Annotated in this window: 12 protein-coding genes; 3 read left to right on the forward strand and 9 right to left on the reverse strand. The window is 33.4% G+C overall.

What is annotated here, in order from left to right:
• Window positions 1–50 precede the first annotated feature (50 nt).
• Both A9G36_RS07725 and A9G36_RS07730 read right to left on the reverse strand, forming a co-directional pair.
• Complete coding sequence (locus tag A9G36_RS07725) at window positions 51–1,487, reverse strand: 6-phospho-beta-glucosidase (protein ID WP_065569612.1); 1,437 nt, start codon at window positions 1,485–1,487, stop codon at window positions 51–53.
• Between the two features lie 14 nt (window positions 1,488–1,501).
• Window positions 1,502–3,373 carry a glucose PTS transporter subunit IIA gene (locus A9G36_RS07730; RefSeq protein WP_065569613.1) on the reverse strand — a complete coding sequence of 624 codons (1,872 nt, stop codon included), beginning with the start codon at window positions 3,371–3,373 and terminating at the stop codon, window positions 1,502–1,504.
• A 176-nt stretch (window positions 3,374–3,549) separates the two neighbouring features.
• Between A9G36_RS07730 and A9G36_RS07735 the strand changes: the two genes are divergently transcribed.
• Window positions 3,550–4,254, forward strand: coding sequence for a GntR family transcriptional regulator (locus A9G36_RS07735; protein WP_065585597.1), 705 nt, complete (start codon window positions 3,550–3,552; stop codon window positions 4,252–4,254).
• Window positions 4,255–4,339: 85 nt separating this feature from the next.
• On the opposite strand, the gene A9G36_RS07740 is transcribed toward A9G36_RS07735, so the two are convergent.
• The 7 genes from A9G36_RS07740 to rph all read right to left on the reverse strand — a co-directional run bounded on the left by A9G36_RS07740 (window position 4,340) and on the right by rph (window position 15,476).
• Window positions 4,340–7,441, reverse strand: coding sequence for a type I restriction endonuclease subunit R (locus A9G36_RS07740; protein WP_065585598.1), 3,102 nt, complete (start codon window positions 7,439–7,441; stop codon window positions 4,340–4,342).
• 12 nt (window positions 7,442–7,453) lie between these two features.
• Window positions 7,454–8,554: an AAA family ATPase gene (locus A9G36_RS07745; RefSeq protein WP_065585599.1), complete on the reverse strand. Its 1,101-nt coding sequence runs from the start codon at window positions 8,552–8,554 to the stop codon at window positions 7,454–7,456.
• A 19-nt stretch (window positions 8,555–8,573) separates the two neighbouring features.
• Window positions 8,574–9,821, reverse strand: a complete 1,248-nt coding sequence (locus tag A9G36_RS07750; RefSeq protein ID WP_065585600.1) for a restriction endonuclease subunit S — start codon at window positions 9,819–9,821, stop codon at window positions 8,574–8,576.
• Window positions 9,818–11,383, reverse strand: a complete 1,566-nt coding sequence (locus tag A9G36_RS07755; protein WP_218055779.1) for a type I restriction-modification system subunit M — start codon at window positions 11,381–11,383, stop codon at window positions 9,818–9,820. The genes A9G36_RS07750 and A9G36_RS07755 overlap by 4 nt, the downstream gene beginning before the upstream one ends.
• Window positions 11,384–12,027: 644 nt before the next feature.
• On the reverse strand, window positions 12,028–13,812 hold the full coding sequence (locus A9G36_RS07760; protein WP_065585601.1) for a DUF262 domain-containing protein: 1,785 nt from the start codon (window positions 13,810–13,812) through the stop codon (window positions 12,028–12,030).
• 286 nt (window positions 13,813–14,098) lie between these two features.
• Window positions 14,099–14,746, reverse strand: coding sequence for an orotate phosphoribosyltransferase (pyrE, locus tag A9G36_RS07765; RefSeq protein WP_034946438.1), 648 nt, complete (start codon window positions 14,744–14,746; stop codon window positions 14,099–14,101).
• 13 nt (window positions 14,747–14,759) lie between these two features.
• Complete coding sequence (rph, locus tag A9G36_RS07770; RefSeq protein ID WP_065585602.1) at window positions 14,760–15,476, reverse strand: ribonuclease PH; 717 nt, start codon at window positions 15,474–15,476, stop codon at window positions 14,760–14,762.
• A gap of 159 nt (window positions 15,477–15,635) precedes the next feature.
• Here rph and A9G36_RS07775 point away from each other — a divergent pair, with 159 nt between their 5' ends.
• Both A9G36_RS07775 and A9G36_RS07780 read left to right on the forward strand, forming a co-directional pair.
• Window positions 15,636–16,502 (forward strand): YicC/YloC family endoribonuclease, encoded by an 867-nt coding sequence (locus A9G36_RS07775; RefSeq protein WP_065569619.1) that lies wholly within the window; start codon window positions 15,636–15,638, stop codon window positions 16,500–16,502.
• A gap of 103 nt (window positions 16,503–16,605) precedes the next feature.
• A complete protein-coding gene (locus A9G36_RS07780) occupies window positions 16,606–17,052 on the forward strand; it encodes an autotransporter outer membrane beta-barrel domain-containing protein (RefSeq protein ID WP_081295316.1) in 447 nt (148 codons plus the stop codon).
• Window positions 17,053–17,233 lie beyond the last annotated feature (181 nt).

Genomic DNA, 17,233 nt, shown 5'->3' on the forward strand with positions numbered 1-17,233 from the left:
TTGAATCGATAGCACCCTCTAATGAACATTATTACAGCTATATAATCTACTTATTTTAAACTTTCACCATTGGTGCTAATGACTTTTTTATACCATTCAAATGAGTCTTTTCTATAACGTTTCATACTACCATTTCCTTCATTGTCACGATCAACATAAATTACGCCATAACGTTTTTTCATTTCGCCAGTAGTGAATGATACAACATCAATAATTCCCCAAGCAGTGTAACCCATTACATCAACACCATCATAATCTATAGCGGTTTGCATAGCTTTGATATGGGCACCTAAGTATTCAATACGTGGTTTATCGTGTATTTGATTACCGTTTTCGAGTTCATCAATTGCACCAAAGCCATTTTCGACAATAAATAGCGGTAATTGATATCGATCATACAGACGATTAAGTGTATAACGTAAACCTTCAGGATCAATTGGCCAACCCCAATCACTGCTTTTTATATAAGGATTTTCAACTGCATTAGGTAGTGCACCGTTAACTATGTTGTCACGATTATCATTTTTGGCATCCGCTTTCACAACGGTTGACATATAATAGCTAAAGCCAATGTAATCAACCGTACCTTTTTTCAAATAACCTAAATCTTCTTCAGTAATATCGAGTTTATAGCCATCACGCTCAAATTCTTTTAATGCATAAGCTGGATAGTAACCGCGAACGTGAACATCAGGGAAGAAGAAGCGTTGATGCATAGCAATTTCTGAAGCCATCATATCTTCAGGATTACAAGAATATGGATAAATTGGCACATGCGATACCATACAACCAATTTGAAAATCAGGATTGATTTTTTTACCGGCAATGACTGCTTTGGCACTTGCTAAAAGTTCATAATGAGCGACTTGGTATAGAACTTCTTGCGGATTTTCGCCAGGTTTAACTTGTACGCCAGAGTTAGTCCAAAAGAAGATAGGATTACTAGTATCCATTTGATTATTGATTTCGTTAAATGTCATCCAGTATTTAACTTTATTTTTATAACGTTCAAAACATGCTGTCGCAAAACGTTCAAAAAATTCTACTGTTTTACGGTTTCTAAAACCACCATAATGGCGAGCTATATGTAATGGCATTTCAAAATGTGATAGCGTGATAACAGGCTCTATGCCATGAGCAATGAGCTCATCAAAAACATTATCATAAAAGCGCAGACCTTCTTCATTTGGTTCAAGCTCATCACCTTTTGGAAAAATGCGTGTCCAAGCAATTGACGTGCGTAAACATTTAAGACCTAATTCAGCAAAGAGTTTGATATCATCTTTATAATGATGATAAAAATCAATGGCCGTATGGTTTGGGTAAAACTTATCGGGTTCAATATCTTGAGTGATTTGTCTTGCTACGCCATGCGCACCTGCTGTCATGACATCAACTACGCTTGGTCCTTTGCCGCCTTCGTTCCAGCCACCTTCAAATTGGTGAGCGGCTAAAGCACCGCCCCATAAAAATGGTTTTTTAGTCATTTTTTGATTCCTTGTTATTGCTTAATGTTAAATATGATATCATCAACTGTGACTTCTGTTTTATCCGTTAATGAAATGAATTGGTATTGATCGGTATTAACAATAATAATTGGGGTGATTAGTGGGTAGCCTGCTTGTTTTATTGCCTCAGGATTGAAGCTGATTAGTAGATCACCTTTTTTCACTTTTTGGTGTAATTCAACATGATATGCAAACTCGTTATTAGTCAAATTAACCGTATCAATCCCCACATGAATTAATAATTCAACGCCATTATCTAATGTTAACCCAATAGCATGTTTGGAATTTTCAAATACCGCAGTTACCTCGGCATCGAAAGGTGCATAAACGTGATTATCAGTAGGCTCAATGGCAATCCCTTCACCCATAAGTTTTTGTGAAAAAGCAGGATCGGGCACTTCACTCAGTGGTAAAGCATGGCCTGTCATCGGGCTAGTAATATTAACCTCATCAAGAAGAATTTTAGGGTTATCATTTTCAACAACAGCAGCATCTTGCACTGTTTCACCAGTACCAAATAGTTGGATTAACAATACAGGTCCTAAAAGAGCAATAAGCGCACCAATCAACACGCCAATAAATGAATCAGGATTATTTGGGCTAATTGCATTAACGATAGTTAATGGACCTGGTAAACCAGCGTAAGCAACATAGTGAGGAGCAAAAAATCCTGCCACAATACCACCACAAGATGCAGAAATACAACCATAAATAAATGGTTTTTTAAAGCGTAAGTTAACACCATAAATAGCAGGTTCGGTTATACCGAATAAGCCAGTGATAAAAGCAGATAATGAAATACCTTTCATCTCTTGCGTTTTGGTTTTTAAATAAAAACCTAATGCTGCACCAACTTGACCAATAACGGCAATGGTTTGGAAAGCTTGGAAAGAATCTTGACCATACTGCTTAAAGTTTTCGACGATAACAGGTGTGATCCCCCAATGCACACCAAAAATAACAAAGACTTGCCAAACGGCTCCAATAATCCCACCAGCTATTGAAGGTGCTAGACTGACAAACCAATTATAACCGTTAGCGATATATTGCGCACCATTTGCGGTTAATGGACCAACAACAAGTAATGTTAAAGGTACCATAATGACAAGACTAAATAATGGCAATAAAACGGGTTTTATAATGCTGTGCAGTCTAGGCTCTAAAAATCGTTCTAAATAAGAGAGTAACCAAACTAAAAATAGTGGTGGTAAAACGGTTGAAGCATAAGTGGTTTGCGATAGCGCAATACCAAATAGATCAATTTTTTGCCCTTCGCTTATTAGTTTTGCAAACTCAGTCCATGTTGGTGATAACAGCGCTGCACAACAAGCAACAGCGATATATAAGTTACAACGAAAATGCTGAGAAGCAGTAATAGCAATAAAGATAGGTAAAAAGAAAAAAGGTGCCCAAGAGATGAAATTGAATACTCCAAAGGTTCCAGTTTTTTCTAATTCAGGGGATGCCAATTTAATTAAAATCAAGATGCCTTGCAAAATACCTGATGCGGCTAAAATATAGACAAAGGGAGCGAATACAGCTGACATTGTTGCAATAATTTGATTTAAGATGTTGTTATCATTACTTGTTTTGATTTTGTTATCGGTATTAACCAGCTGAATAAAAGCATTGTAGACTTTATCGACGTTTGTACCTATTACAACTTGGATTTGACCACCTTTCTCAACAACGGTAATAACACCTGGTAATTTAGCTATGTTTTCTTTTGCATGCTCTGGTGTAATTTGGGTCACAAGACGAAGACGTGTTGCACAACGAGCGACGGTAACAATATTTTTCTCACCACCTAACTCATTTAAAATATCAACAGCTAACTTGTTATAATCTCTAATTTTTGATGACATCCATAAACTCCTTAAAAGCAATTTAGTAAGTTCATCTTATAGACAATTTCAAAATTGTTAATTAACAATTATATTGTTTGTGATCTAGATCGAGTTTTTATATTATTTAATTTAAAACTAAAAATAAGCTGTATAAAATACAACTTTAATTATTGATTAAATTAATAACATAACAAATGGTTAAATATCAAGAAGTTGCAAAAAAAATTAAACAGATGATTTATCAAAAACAACTGTCCAAAGGCACTCAGCTTGATAATATTGACGGTCTAATTAATCAATATCAGGTCAGTCGTAGTACAATTGTTAAAGCACTTAATTGTCTTGAGCGGCAGGGCGTTATTTATCAAGTGCAAGGTAGTGGTATTTTTGTTCGTGAGCGTAAAAAAAGAGGCTATCTCAATTTTTTGCAAAGTCATGGTTTTACTGTCGATCTAGAAGATGTTTATGGTTCTTCAACAGTATTTAATGTTGATATCATCAAGCCTAGTGCAAAAGTTAAAGAAAATCTACAATGCGATGATAACGAAGAAGTCTATTTTGTTAAAAGATTGCGCTATGTTGAAGATAAATTATATGGCTTAGAACAGTCATATTACCGTAAAAAGTTAATTTGTTATTTAAATAAAGAAATTGTGGAAAACTCAATTTTTAATTACATTCAGGAAAATTATAATATTAATATTGGTTTTTCTGATAAATATATGCAAGTGATAAAACTTGATGAAGAAATGGCTCTTTATTTAGGACTGCAACCTGGTGAACCAGCACTTTGTGTTGAAGAAATATTTTACACCTCATCAGGCGAACCATTTGATTTTTCAAAAATCATTTATCATTATGAGCATGCAAGATTTTGCATACAAAATCACTCAAAGTAAGTTTGAATGATAAATTATTAGGAAGATGAATAAGAAATCGATCATTCATCTTCCTTTAATTATTAGCGAATTTAACTGTTAACAATTAAATTTCACCACCAACACCCTTAAACTTTTCAACCAATGCCGCGATCTTTTCAAAGACTCGGCTCTTTTTAATTAAATATTGTGGATTGAGTGGGCTCATCTTCGGTAAAATTTCGTTTAGCTCTGTGCCATTTTCGGTTGCATATGCTCGTTTTAGTGACGAGGCGATATAGCGTTTTGTAGCCGCTTCATTTAAATTTTCTTCTTCAATTAAGAAATTAAGCTCTACCTGTAACTCTTGCTGTGCATACAAGAAAAACGCATCAATAATCGAGGCTTTATCTGGAATAGCATCAAGATCAGTTTGTTTTATAAACTCAACAACTAGCTCTTCTTTAGCACGATTTTCTAAGCTTGATCGAATTAATTGCTGAGCATTTTCGACAATGTTTTGTTTGGTTTTTTCTTGTTTATTTTGTTCATAAATTAACTCAAGAATATAATCCAGATTGATCTCTTGTGATTTTAGTAGATCAATTTCGAAAACCACATCATCCCAGTCAATGCTTTGTTGATCTTGTTGATTGGCTTGTTTTTCTCTGCGTAGCCAATCACGAATATCATTATAAGTTGAACGGTAATTTTGAATTGCGCGGTCAGTCGGTAGTTTAACTGCTTCCATTTTTTGCAGATCTTCATCAGTCACATAATGCTTGTTTTTAAACGCTAAAACCGCCTGCGCATCTTTCATATCTAATTGTTGGAAATCCTTTAATGCAACAAATTCATCATAATTTTGTAATATATTGTCAGCACGTAAGTACTCACCAAATAATTTAACAAACTCTTTTTTATCTTTTTCTTTGATAATTTCATCAGGGCGTGGGAACTTTTCTTGTAACTCGGCAACGATGGCTAGATAGCCATTGTGGAAATTACCTGAATTTTTATCAGTAAACCCTTCCATGTATTCTTTAAAGCTTTTTTCTAACACTACTTCACGAGTATTACTTTTACCAAATGTTTTTATTGCATCAATGGTCGCTTGTTCTAAATCACGAAACGCCACAATATTACCAAAGGTTTTGGTAGCATTATAGATACGATTAGTGCGTGAAAAGGCTTGAATTAGCCCATGATACCGCAGGTTTTTGTCAACAAATAGGGTATTAAGTGTTGGGGCATCAAAACCAGTTAGGAACATGCCAACGACAATTAATAGATCGACTTCTTGATTTTTTACTTTTAAAGACAAATTGCGATAATAGTTTTGAAATTGATCACTACTGACATCAAAGTTAGTTTTAAACATCTGATTATAATCTGATATCGCAGAAACCAAAAACTCTTTAGCACTTTGATTTAAGGCATCTATTTCAAAACTTTCATCGGCAAAATTACCTTGTGCATCTTGTTCTTCATTAGCAGAATAAGAAAATATCGTAGCTATTTTTAATGGCTGATTTGCACCTTTTTGTAATTTTTTGAATGATTCATAATAGAGCTTAGCTGCATCGACACTACTCACAGCAAACATGGCATTGAATCCTTTACTTTTACCCATTAATCGATGGGTTTTTTGTTTAAAATTATTCAGAATATATTGTGTGATTTGCTCAATACGGTTTGGGTGGAGCAATGCTTTTTTGTTTTCAGCAGCGCTAAGTTTTTCGAGATTTTGTTCTTGCTCTATCGATTTAAAATTAGGGCGCACATCATTATAGTCAACTTTAAATTTTAGTACCTTTTCGTCACGAATTGCATCGGTTAATACATAAGCGTGCAGTTCACGACCAAAAACATCCTCTGTGGTTTGCGTTCCGATTGCGTTAGTATGCATAATCGGCGTACCGGTGAAACCAAATTGGTAGTACTTTTTAAATTTACGCTTTAAGTTTTTTTGAGCTTCGCCAAACTGGGAGCGGTGCGCTTCATCAAAAATAAATACCACATGTTTATCATAGATCGCTAAGCTATCGTCGCTTTTGATCAAGTTATTGAGTTTTTGAATGGTAGTAACAATAATTTTATTATCGGTTTTCTCAATATTGCGCTTAAGCCCAGCGGTACTATTTGAACCATTCACACTATCTTTTGAAAACTTTTGATACTCTTTCATGGTTTGATAATCCAGATCTTTACGATCCACCACAAAAAAAACTTTATCAATAAATTCTAATTCTGTCGCTAACCGTGCTGTTTTAAAGCTGGTTAGTGTTTTGCCGGAACCTGTTGTGTGCCAAATAAAGCCCCCACTTTGTAAGCTACTCCACTTTTTGGCATGATAAGCGCTAATGATTTGCCATAATATACGTTCGGTGGCGGCGATTTGGTAAGGGCGCATAATTAACAATGTGTCATTTACATCAAGCACCGAATAAGTCAGTAACACATTTAATAGCGTGCGGCTGGCAAAAAAGGTTGCGGTAAAGTCTTTTATATCTTTTATTGGTTCGTTTTTAACATTTGCCCAATTCATTGTAAAATCAAAGCTATTTTTGTCACGTTTTGTCGTGTTAGCAAAATAGCGCGTATCGGTACCATTTGATATAACAAACAGTTGTAAATATTTAAATAGTGAATTGTCTTGATTAAAACTCTCTTTACTATAGCGATGTACTTGATTAAAGGCTTCACGAATAGCAATACCACGCTTTTTTAGTTCAACTTGAACAAGCGGCAAGCCATTCACTAAAATCGTCACATCATAACGATTTGTATAATTACCAGTTTGCTGGAATTGATGGATAACTTGTAATTTATTATTAGCAACATCTTTTTTATCTAACAGTTTGATATTTTGAATATGACCATCATCAAAAACAAAATCGTAAATATGATCGTGGTGGATTTTGCGACTTTTATCGATCATCGATTCATTGGGTTTATCCAAATACTCTAATATAAAACGTCGCCATTCATCATCCGTAAATTGTATTTTGTTAAGTTTTTGCAACTGCTCGCGAACATTTGCTAATAACTTTTCATGCGTATTTAAATTCGGTAAGTATTCATAACCTTGTCGAACTAAATCATGAATAAATTCATTTTCTAAATCCTTTTCAGTCTGATAAACAGCTGCCGTCTCTTCAAGTTTGTTGTAGTTATCTAAAATAATGTAGCTATTGGTTTCGGCAATTGGTTTTGTATAAGTCGTCATATTCTATTCCAGCTATTTAAAATTATAATTTTCGAGTAAATGATTAAGTAAAAAGGCAACAATCTGCTTTTCAGGATCGGAAGGTTCAGGGATCATTTCATTCGACAATTTTGAATGACTTGTAAAATTGATAATTCGTGTTAAATAAACTTGTTTATCGTCAGGCAATAATTCTGACCATTGTGGATAGCCTAAAAAACCAGCGGTTTTTTCATATAAGTTACGTAATAGGGTAAAATGATATTTTTCAATTTTTTGTTCGCGAATGGCTTGTTGTAAAATATCTTTTAAATAAAGATGATAAGAAAAACAGTGATTTGAATCGCCTTTTTTATCTTCTAATGCAAATTTACCGTCCTCAAATCGTCTTAAAATATAACCATTTTTTAAACCTAATTCATTATAAAGCACATTATAAAACAGCGGGTTATGGGTCGTAATAATAAATTTAATATCAGATTCACTAGATTTGATTAATTGGGCAATATCTACTGCCAATTGGATAAGATGATTTTCGTCTAATGAACTGACGGGATCATCAATAAAAATATAGCGTAAATGGTCAAATTCATTAGTTGAGCGTTCGCTTTTGTCAGTAATATTGCGCTCTGCGATAACTAAGTTAATCAGTGTAAAAAAAAGACTCCAAATTAAATTGTTTTCTTCGCCTTTAGAGATTTTAATATTATCAATACGCTGATCATTATCGCCTATTAGCGAAAAAGTAATAGTAGAAAAATCCTCATTGAAATGTGGCTGTAATCTTTGATGGGTATAGGATTGAAAGTAACGAACAATATTTTGGTCTTGTCCTTGGTCTTTTAAAATCCAGTCAGTAAATGAGTTAGGTTGTATGATTAATTGATGTTCACCCTCTTGATGTTTATCATTATCCCAAGCAAATAAATCCTCAGTAAAAGCGTTATAGTACAGGATATTGTGCCTTGTTAAGGCGGCATTATTCTCTTTATCATCTTTATGCTGCGATATAATTAAATTCTTAAAGGTTTGAGATAAACGTGTTTTACCAGTGCCGTTAAAGGCATAGATTAATTGGACTTTTCTATTGTTTTTATCCAGCTTTTCAGCAATATTCCTTAATGTGGCATTCATTTTTTATAACTCTATCTTATTATTCTTGTACTTTCGGAAAGTCTAATAATAAATTCCGATAATATTCATATTGCTTTTGGCGTAATGCAATCTCACGCGGTAAACCCTCGGTGATTGAGTTGGTAAGCGCATCGAATTTATCTAGGATTTCGACAATACGAGCTTGTTCCTTGAGTGGGGGAATTGGGATTTTAAACTGTTTTACTTTTGCATCTGAAATTGAAGGATATGCAGTACCACTTTGGTTTTCATTAACATAATTATTAAATCGTGTAGATGAAATATTGTAGTAAATCCATTTAGGTAGAATATAATTACGATTTGCTCTTAAAACACAATAACCTGTGCTTGCAATGTTCTCAGAAAACTCTTTTTCTATTAATGTGAATCTTTGTAGTGTTGGACGAGTCGTTGCAAAAATAACATCATTTTCTTCAACAACTTTTTGTGCTCTACTTGGTGCATTTATAGCTGTTATTTCAGTTGTTCCAATAATTGATTTAGTTTCACGACTAACAGAAGTTAAATCAATATATTTGTAAATACGATCTGTTTCTTTCCATCTTATATTGCTTGTTGGTAAAGTTATACTTTCTAAAGCCTTCCACTCAACTTCATCCTCTTGAAAGGTCAACAATTTATCTCGATAATAGTTGTATTGTTTTTTCCTTGCGGTAAGCTCTGCTGTGAGCTCTGCTGTGAGCTCTGCTGTGAGGGCTGTGAATGTGTCTAAAATACGGACAATTTCGGTTTGAATGTGTAGAGGGGGGATGGGAATTTGGAATCCTTCTATAATTTTTGAACTTAAATTATTTATAGTTGAGCTATTCAACATTTCATTTAGATAATTTTGAAAAATTTCACTTGTTAAAATGTGAAATAAATAACGAGGGCTGATTTTGTTTGAGGTTCTAATCACGCCCATAAAACCACCGAAATAGTAATCTATATCATTAGTTATGAAAGCAACTTTTCCAACGTGTTCACGGCTTCCACTTGCAGCACTTATTAAAATATCATTTTTATAAAGTTTTTGTGTATCTTTAACTTTGGTATCCAAATTGATAATTTTAACATCATTGAAATTTAGCGTATTGTTTGATAGTGTAATATTATTTGCACGTAGTACTTTATATCCTATGCTATTGTTGCTTTCATTTTTTTTGTTATAAGTTAGCCCTCTAACATATTGGGCAACAGAGCTCAAAGCTTTCCAATCAACCTCAACACCTTTTAGCAACTCAGTTATGTTATTACTCTTATTCATCCCTCAATCTCCGCCACAATTGCATCAATTTGGGAACGTAAACTATCAATTTTAGCTACGGTATCTTTTATTTCGGCATTAAGTTGGGTGATATCAATCACTTCACGGGTATCTTCGGCTTCCACATACGAGCTGACTGATAGATTATAGTCATTTTGCGCAATGGTTTGATTATCGACCGATTTAGCAAAATATTCGATATCTTGCTTGCTAGCAAATACTTGCATAATTTCTTGAATATGTTCATCAGTGAGCACATTATTATTGGTCTCTTTTTTAAACAGTTTGCTAGCATCAATAAATTGTGTTGTTTTGACGGTTTTATTTTTGGCAAGCACTAAAATATTAACCGCAATCGATGTGCCATAAAATAAGTTTGGTGCGAGCGAGATTACAGTTTCAACAAAATCATTATCGACCAAATATTTACGAATTTTTTGTTCCGCACCACCTCGATAAAATATCCCCGGAAAGGTAACAATTGCCGCTCGCCCTCGCTCGGACAAATAACTTAGTGCATGCATAATAAAGGCAAAATCGGCTTTCGATTTGGGTGCCAGTACACCGGCAGGTGCGTATCGGTCATCATTGATTAAGGTTGGATCATCACTGCCAATCCATTTAATTGAATAGGGTGGATTTGAAACAATGGCATCAAATGGCTTTTCGTCGCCAAATTTGGGATTAAGCAGCGTGTCCCCTAAGGCAATTTCAAATTTATCATAGTTGATATTGTGTAAAAACATATTCATTCGAGCAAGGTTATAGGTGGTATGGTTGATTTCTTGACCGAAGAATCCATCCTCAATAATATGCTCGTCAAACTGTTTTTTCGCTTGTAACAATAAAGAACCCGAACCAGCCGCCGGGTCATAGATTTTATTAACCTTTTTTTGATTATGTAAGGCTAATTGTGAGATTAATTTCGACACATTCGGTGGCGTAAAAAATTCACCACCTGATTTACCGGCGTTCGAGGCATAATTAGAAATCAAATACTCATAAGCATCGCCAAACAGATCGATTTTATTGTCTGCGAAATCGCCAAAATCCAGTTCGGCCACACCATTAAGTACTGCGGCTAACCGTTTGTTTTTATCGGCAACTGTATTACCTAATCGGTTACTGGTGGTATCAAAATCGGCAAATAATCCTTTAATATCGCTTTCTGAAGGGTAACCAATGGCTGAGCTTTCAATCGCATTAAAAATATTAGCCAAGTCAGTATTTAAACTTGGATTGGTATTAGCTTCAGCTACAATTTTACAAAATAATTGGCTAGGATAAATAAAATAGCCTTTGGTTTTTATTGCGTCTTTTTTTATTTCATCGATAATGACATCGTCGGATAATGTGCTGTAATCGATACTCTCATCGCCACCTTCAATATAATTGGCAAAATTCTCACTAATAAAGCGATAAAACAAAGAACCAAGTACATATTGTTTAAAATCCCAACCATCGACAGCACCACGGACTTCGTCGGCAATTTTCCAAATTTGTCGTTGTAGTTGATCGCGTTGTTGCGTTTCGGTAATTGATTTAGCGTTATTAGATGTCATATTTTTCAAAATTCCTAAATAAAAAATAGGTGCTGCCTAATTAGAAAGTAACTAATTTTTACTTTCATATTAGTCATTTTATAGCTACCTGTTATAGGTGCTATAGCATAGCTGATTTGTTGTTATTTTTCCATCTGGGGCGTTTATTAAAAACTCAGCCAATGGGTATTTTGAACTTTAAAGTTGGGAAATCTTAAAAAATAACAAAGCAACAAAATCTAAAAACAAAAACCCTTTTTTTAGCTATATTTTAAAATTCAATAAAATCAATAAATTAAATTTATCTCAAAAAAAAGGGTTTTTAAAACCTAAATACCTATTTGCCTTTTTACATACTATATTGATAGTATATTAGCTTCTAGTTCATTGCCGTGTAGGCAGTTTAGAAAGACATATAAGGATATGCTTAGGAGTCATGTTAGTTAATACTTCATGAGGTCTTTCTGTATTATAGATGGTTGGATGACTGACCATAATACGTTTTTAGTCAAATTAATAATGATTTTTTCTTTATGATATTATCGCCATATCGCTTGTTGTTGATATGGCGTTAATTTTATTTTATGAAAATTTATTACACTAGCTTAATTATTTACTGTAACTAACGAAAATAATTTCTACACATCATATTAGCTGATTGATCATTATTTTGCCAATTTAGGGGTGTCAATCTGCTTTACTAATGTAAAATCTATAGCTAATAATTTTTCTAATCGTGCAAGTATCCAATTATAACGATCTTTTAATGCATCTTCATGCCATTGTTGATTAAATGTTTTTTGATTAAAATCGTCTAATACTTTTTGGGAAAGGCGAAAAGCAGTCGTATTATTAGTATGACTACCCTGATATACAATCATTTTGACATTGAAAGGATTATTACTCGCATCAATATTTTTTTTACCACTTAATAGTGTTAGATTAGCAATACTATGTAACCATCTGTTTTTTACTTCTTCGGTTATATGATTCCATTCAGCAATAGTCTTATATTTTTTAGGTAATATATGTTCAAGGTGCAAGTCATTATTAAGTTTTAATAAGATAGGATTAGATTGATCGGTTAGATCATATTCAATTAAAATCAAAAGAGGTTTAATCCATGCTTCTTTATCAACCACATTAGAAGTTAGCTGAGATATTGCTAGTTCATAAATCTTTTCGGAATTTAATTTATTTGAAAAGATTGCTTTTAAATAATTGATATGTTTTTTTTCTTTCAGTGCTTTAATGACATTAAAAGAAGTCTGCTTTACTTGGGATAATGTTTTTCCCGCAATCCAATATAAATAATAAAAACGTCTTAGTTCAAAAACTAATTTATCGAAATCTTTATAATTTGTTGTAATGGCTGTCATTAATATCGCTTTCCAATAATTACTCCATCTCAAATATTGGAACGAATAAATATTTTTATCTTTTGAACAATATATTTTTTCGTAATAATTAATAACAAATTGTTTTAATGAGGCTATGACTTGATTAGGATCTTGATTTTCGAATAAGTTTTGTAGCTCTTCAGTAAATGATTTTTTTTGATTTGAGCCTAATAAATAATGTGCGTAAATAATAAATAAATCATTTAAACTTATATCGTCACATTGTTTAATGAGCTGCTCCATTTCACGCCAATCAGACATAAAATTATCTTCTTTTAATTTTGAAGTGGTTAAATCATCTTTATATTTTTTATAAAGTTTTTCTAATAAAAAACTTTTTATTAAGTCGGCAGAAGTTAGATCTAAACCTCTATTATTGAGCACTTGAAACAATTTAATAGCGAAATCACGGCTGGTACAATCGATACGTATAATTTTAACTTGGTAAAATAAGTAATTAATTAACTCTCCAAGTTTACTTTCAGGTAAAGAGTTTAATTTCTCTTTAAAAATTAGTGCTGTATTAATAAATTTGAATTTGGGTTCTTGATCATTTTTAATTTGATATTTATATGGAGGAGGCAATATTTTTGTTGCTCCCTCGTTTAAAATATACGTTTCAAAATCAGATTGATGAGAGCTATGAGTGTGTAATCTTAAACGTGAAGCTCGGCTATTAAAAATTATTGCAGAACGGATAATATCAATATTTACAGATAGAGGATTTAAGTTATCATGTAGATTAAGATTCGGAAAATAATCACGTATAACGCAAAATAGTATCATTAACGTTGTTAATCTTTGTTGTCCATCAACAACATCAATATAAGGTGAATTAGGTTCATCATAAGAATTTGCTGTAATAACAGAGCCAAGAAAGTAATTTGGCACATCATTTTCATATGATTCTAAAATATCGTCCCATAACTGTTCAACTTGTTCACTTTCCCATTTATAAGGTCTTTGATACTTTGGTATTTTATAAAGATTTTTTGTATCACCAAATAATTCACTAATCGATAAACTACGAGGTTTAAAAGAGTCTTCCATATTTATACCTACTTATATTTCTATTTTATTTAATTTGAAAAGATTTAATTATTAGTTGTTATTCTACCAATTTACTTGTTTCATATAAATTAAATATCATGATTAATAATATAAATAAAATTTAAACGGCTTGATATGATGATTAAATCTTAAAAGAATAAAAGCAGTTATTTTACTTTATTGCGGAATTTATCTTACTGAAAATAAAAAATTTATAGATAAAATATGAAAATAAAAAGCATCTTTCGATGCTTTAATGTTTATAAGATAAAAAAGTAAATTGCTATTACTTTATCCCATATTCAGACCGATAAGCCTCAACTTGCGTTACTTGATCTTTTCGAGCAGGATCTTTGTAGAGGTACTGGATTAAATCATCAAGCGTAATAATTGAAATTACATCGCAATGATAAGCTTGTTTAATTTCTTGAATTGCTGAGAGTTCACCTCGACCTTTTTCTTGACGGTCTAGACAAATCAGTACGCCAGCGAGTTTAGATTGGTTATCTGCCAATATGTTCATTGATTCACGAATAGCCGTTCCGGCAGTAATAACATCATCGACCAACATAACACGCTGTTGATAGATAGAACTACCTACTAAATTACCACCTTCGCCATGATCTTTTGCTTCTTTACGGTTAAAACAGTAAGGAATGTCAACATTATGATGTTCAGATAGTGCAACAACGGTTGATGAAACAATAGGGATACCTTTATATGCTGGACCAAAAATGACATCATATTCTAAATTAGCATCCATTAGTGCGGCTGCATAAAAACGACCTAATAAAGCCAGATCTTTACCAGTATTAAACAATCCGGCGTTGAAAAAATAAGGGCTTTTACGTCCTGATTTTAATGTGAATTCACCAAATTTTAATGCTTGCCGATTTAAAGCAAATTCAATAAATTCACTTTTGTATGATTTCATCGATCCTCTCCAATTAATCTTTTAAGGCCTGTTTTTGCGCATCAATAATAGTTTTGATGCCATTTTTTGCTAGCTCTAATAGTTTTAATAATTCGTCATGACTAAAAGGTTCGCCTTCAGCAGTTCCTTGCACTTCAATAATACGACCATCGCCAGTCATAACAACATTCATATCGGTTTCAGCGTTTGAATCTTCTATGTATTCTAAGTCACATACTGCTTGGCCATCGACAATACCGACAGAAACAGCTGCAACTAATGATTTAATTGGATTTTGCTTAATTTTACCATCTGTAACCATTTTATTGATTGCATCATTTAGTGCCACACAAGCACCAGTAATTGACGCAGTTCGAGTGCCCCCATCTGCTTGAATAACATCGCAATCTAACGTGATGGTATATTCACCTAATAATTTAAGGTCGACCATTGCACGTAGAGAACGAGCAATAAGGCGTTGAATCTCCATAGTGCGACCGGTTTGTTTACCTTTAGCCGCTTCGCGTTGAGTTCGTGAATGGGTTGCACGAGGCAACATACCATATTCTGCGGTAACCCAACCTTGGTTTTGACCTTTTAAAAAACGAGGCACAGATTCTTCAATTGTTGCATTACAAAGTACTTTTGTTTCACCAAACTCAACTAATACAGAACCTTCTGCATGCTTAGTATAATGGCGGGTTATTTTGATAGGGCGGGTTTGTTCCGCAGATCGACCAGACGGGCGCATGCAATTCTCCAGATGTTACAATTAAAAAATATGGTTTTGAACTAATTATTTAAGGGGACATCAACAAGAAATAGTTGATGTTTAGCCTAAGCTAAGAGCGCATTATACAGAATATATGATACAATGCCCAGTAAGTTTTTTAAAATTTAGGAAGTAAATATGATTTCCAGTATGACCGCTTATGCCAGAAAAGAACTAAACCAACCTTGGGGTAATGCTTCTTGGGAGATGCGTTCGGTCAACCAACGCTATTTAGAAACTTATATCCGTTTGCCGGAACAGTTTCGTTCACTTGAGCCGCTTGTCCGTGAACGCCTTCGTAAGCGCTTAACACGTGGTAAAATCGAATGTACTTTAAGATTTGAATTAGGTTCAGAATTGCAACATCAAGAACTATCTTTAAATAAAGATTTAGCAAAACAAATTCTTAATGCAGCTAATTGGGTACAGACAGAGTATAAATCAGGTGAAATAAATCCTATAGATGTATTGCGTTGGCCAGGAGTTTTATCAGCCAAAGAACAAAATTTAGACACAATATCACAAGAAATTCTAGTTCTATTAGAATCAGCAATAGATGAATTTATTACCGTCCGTGAACGTGAAGGTAAGGCTCTTTGTGACCATATTGTCCTGCGTCTAGAAGGCATTGCTCAGCAAGTGGATAAAATTCGTCAAGCGATGCCACAAATACTTGAATGGCAAAAGGAACGGTTAAAGGCCAAATTAGATGAAGCCAATATTGAATTGGACAATTCTCGTCTTGAACAGGAAATTGTTTTGATGGCTCAACGTATTGATGTTGCAGAAGAGTTAGATCGCTTAATGACGCATGTTAAAGAAACCTACTCGATATTAAAGAAAAACGAAGCAGTAGGTCGTAGGTTAGATTTTATGATGCAAGAGTTTAATCGTGAATCAAACACGATTGCATCAAAATCAATTAATGCTGACGTCACAGCTAGTGCTATTGAGTTAAAAGTCCTTATTGAGCAGATACGTGAGCAAGTGCAAAATATTGAATAAATAGTTTTGTTAAACTATTTTAATTATAAAATTTCTTTGATTTAAATACATAAATTTTGAATTTATATTGGGAAAATTATGTATTTAATAATGCAAGGCAACTATAGTATTAGCGGAAGCTGGTTATGGTTTGGTTCTTCATGAAGGTTTAGTTAAGAATTGGTTACTTGAGCCACATGCTCAGTTAGGCTATACCTGGTCAGACAGCCACAACTTTAAGTTAGGCACACAAGGCGAAGTAAGTAATGTTAATGGTGATGGAGTACAAATGCGTTTAGGTGCAAGATTCTATGGTCAAAGCACTAAAGAAGGCTATGGAGTATTACCATTTATAGAAGCCAACTGGTTGTATGATTCTTCTTCACCGGAAGCAAAAATTAATGGTAAACATGTTGAATCAGACATGAGTAAAAATTATATTGAATTAAAAGTGGGTGTGAATGGTAATTTAACCAAATCCCTCAGTAGCTATGCTCAATTAGACAGCCGATTTGGTAGCAACAACTACCGTCAACTTGGTGCGCAAATAGGTTTGAACTATTCATTCTAATAATTTAAAAAAACTCAATAAAAAAAAGCAGCACTTAATTGGTGCTGTTTTTTTATCTATATTAAATAACTTATCTAATTAAAATAATAATTAATATTATCTCTGACATTATCATGATTAATGAAGCTTTGTTACTGAGCAAATGAAGCATATAAGTAATTAAGTGTTCCTTCTGTTTGAT

The sequence above is a fragment of the Gilliamella sp. Choc6-1 genome (assembly GCF_001690385.1).
GTDB lineage: Bacteria > Pseudomonadota > Gammaproteobacteria > Enterobacterales > Orbaceae > Gilliamella > Gilliamella apicola_A.

Bases quoted from the DNA above. Each gene is read 5' to 3' on its own strand.
- A9G36_RS07725 (WP_065569612.1), bottom strand. From the start codon at position 1,487: ATGACTAAAAAACCATTTTTATGGGGCGGTGCTTTAGCCGCTCACCAA.
- A9G36_RS07730 (WP_065569613.1), bottom strand. From the start codon at position 3,373: ATGTCATCAAAAATTAGAGATTATAACAAGTTAGCTGTTGATATTTTA.
- A9G36_RS07735 (WP_065585597.1), top strand. From the start codon at position 3,550: ATGGTTAAATATCAAGAAGTTGCAAAAAAAATTAAACAGATGATTTAT.
- A9G36_RS07740 (WP_065585598.1), bottom strand. From the start codon at position 7,441: ATGACGACTTATACAAAACCAATTGCCGAAACCAATAGCTACATTATT.
- A9G36_RS07745 (WP_065585599.1), bottom strand. From the start codon at position 8,554: ATGAATGCCACATTAAGGAATATTGCTGAAAAGCTGGATAAAAACAAT.
- A9G36_RS07750 (WP_065585600.1), bottom strand. From the start codon at position 9,821: ATGAATAAGAGTAATAACATAACTGAGTTGCTAAAAGGTGTTGAGGTT.
- A9G36_RS07755 (WP_218055779.1), bottom strand. From the start codon at position 11,383: ATGACATCTAATAACGCTAAATCAATTACCGAAACGCAACAACGCGAT.
- A9G36_RS07760 (WP_065585601.1), bottom strand. From the start codon at position 13,812: ATGGAAGACTCTTTTAAACCTCGTAGTTTATCGATTAGTGAATTATTT.
- pyrE (WP_034946438.1), bottom strand. From the start codon at position 14,746: ATGAAATCATACAAAAGTGAATTTATTGAATTTGCTTTAAATCGGCAA.
- rph (WP_065585602.1), bottom strand. From the start codon at position 15,476: ATGCGCCCGTCTGGTCGATCTGCGGAACAAACCCGCCCTATCAAAATA.
- A9G36_RS07775 (WP_065569619.1), top strand. From the start codon at position 15,636: ATGATTTCCAGTATGACCGCTTATGCCAGAAAAGAACTAAACCAACCT.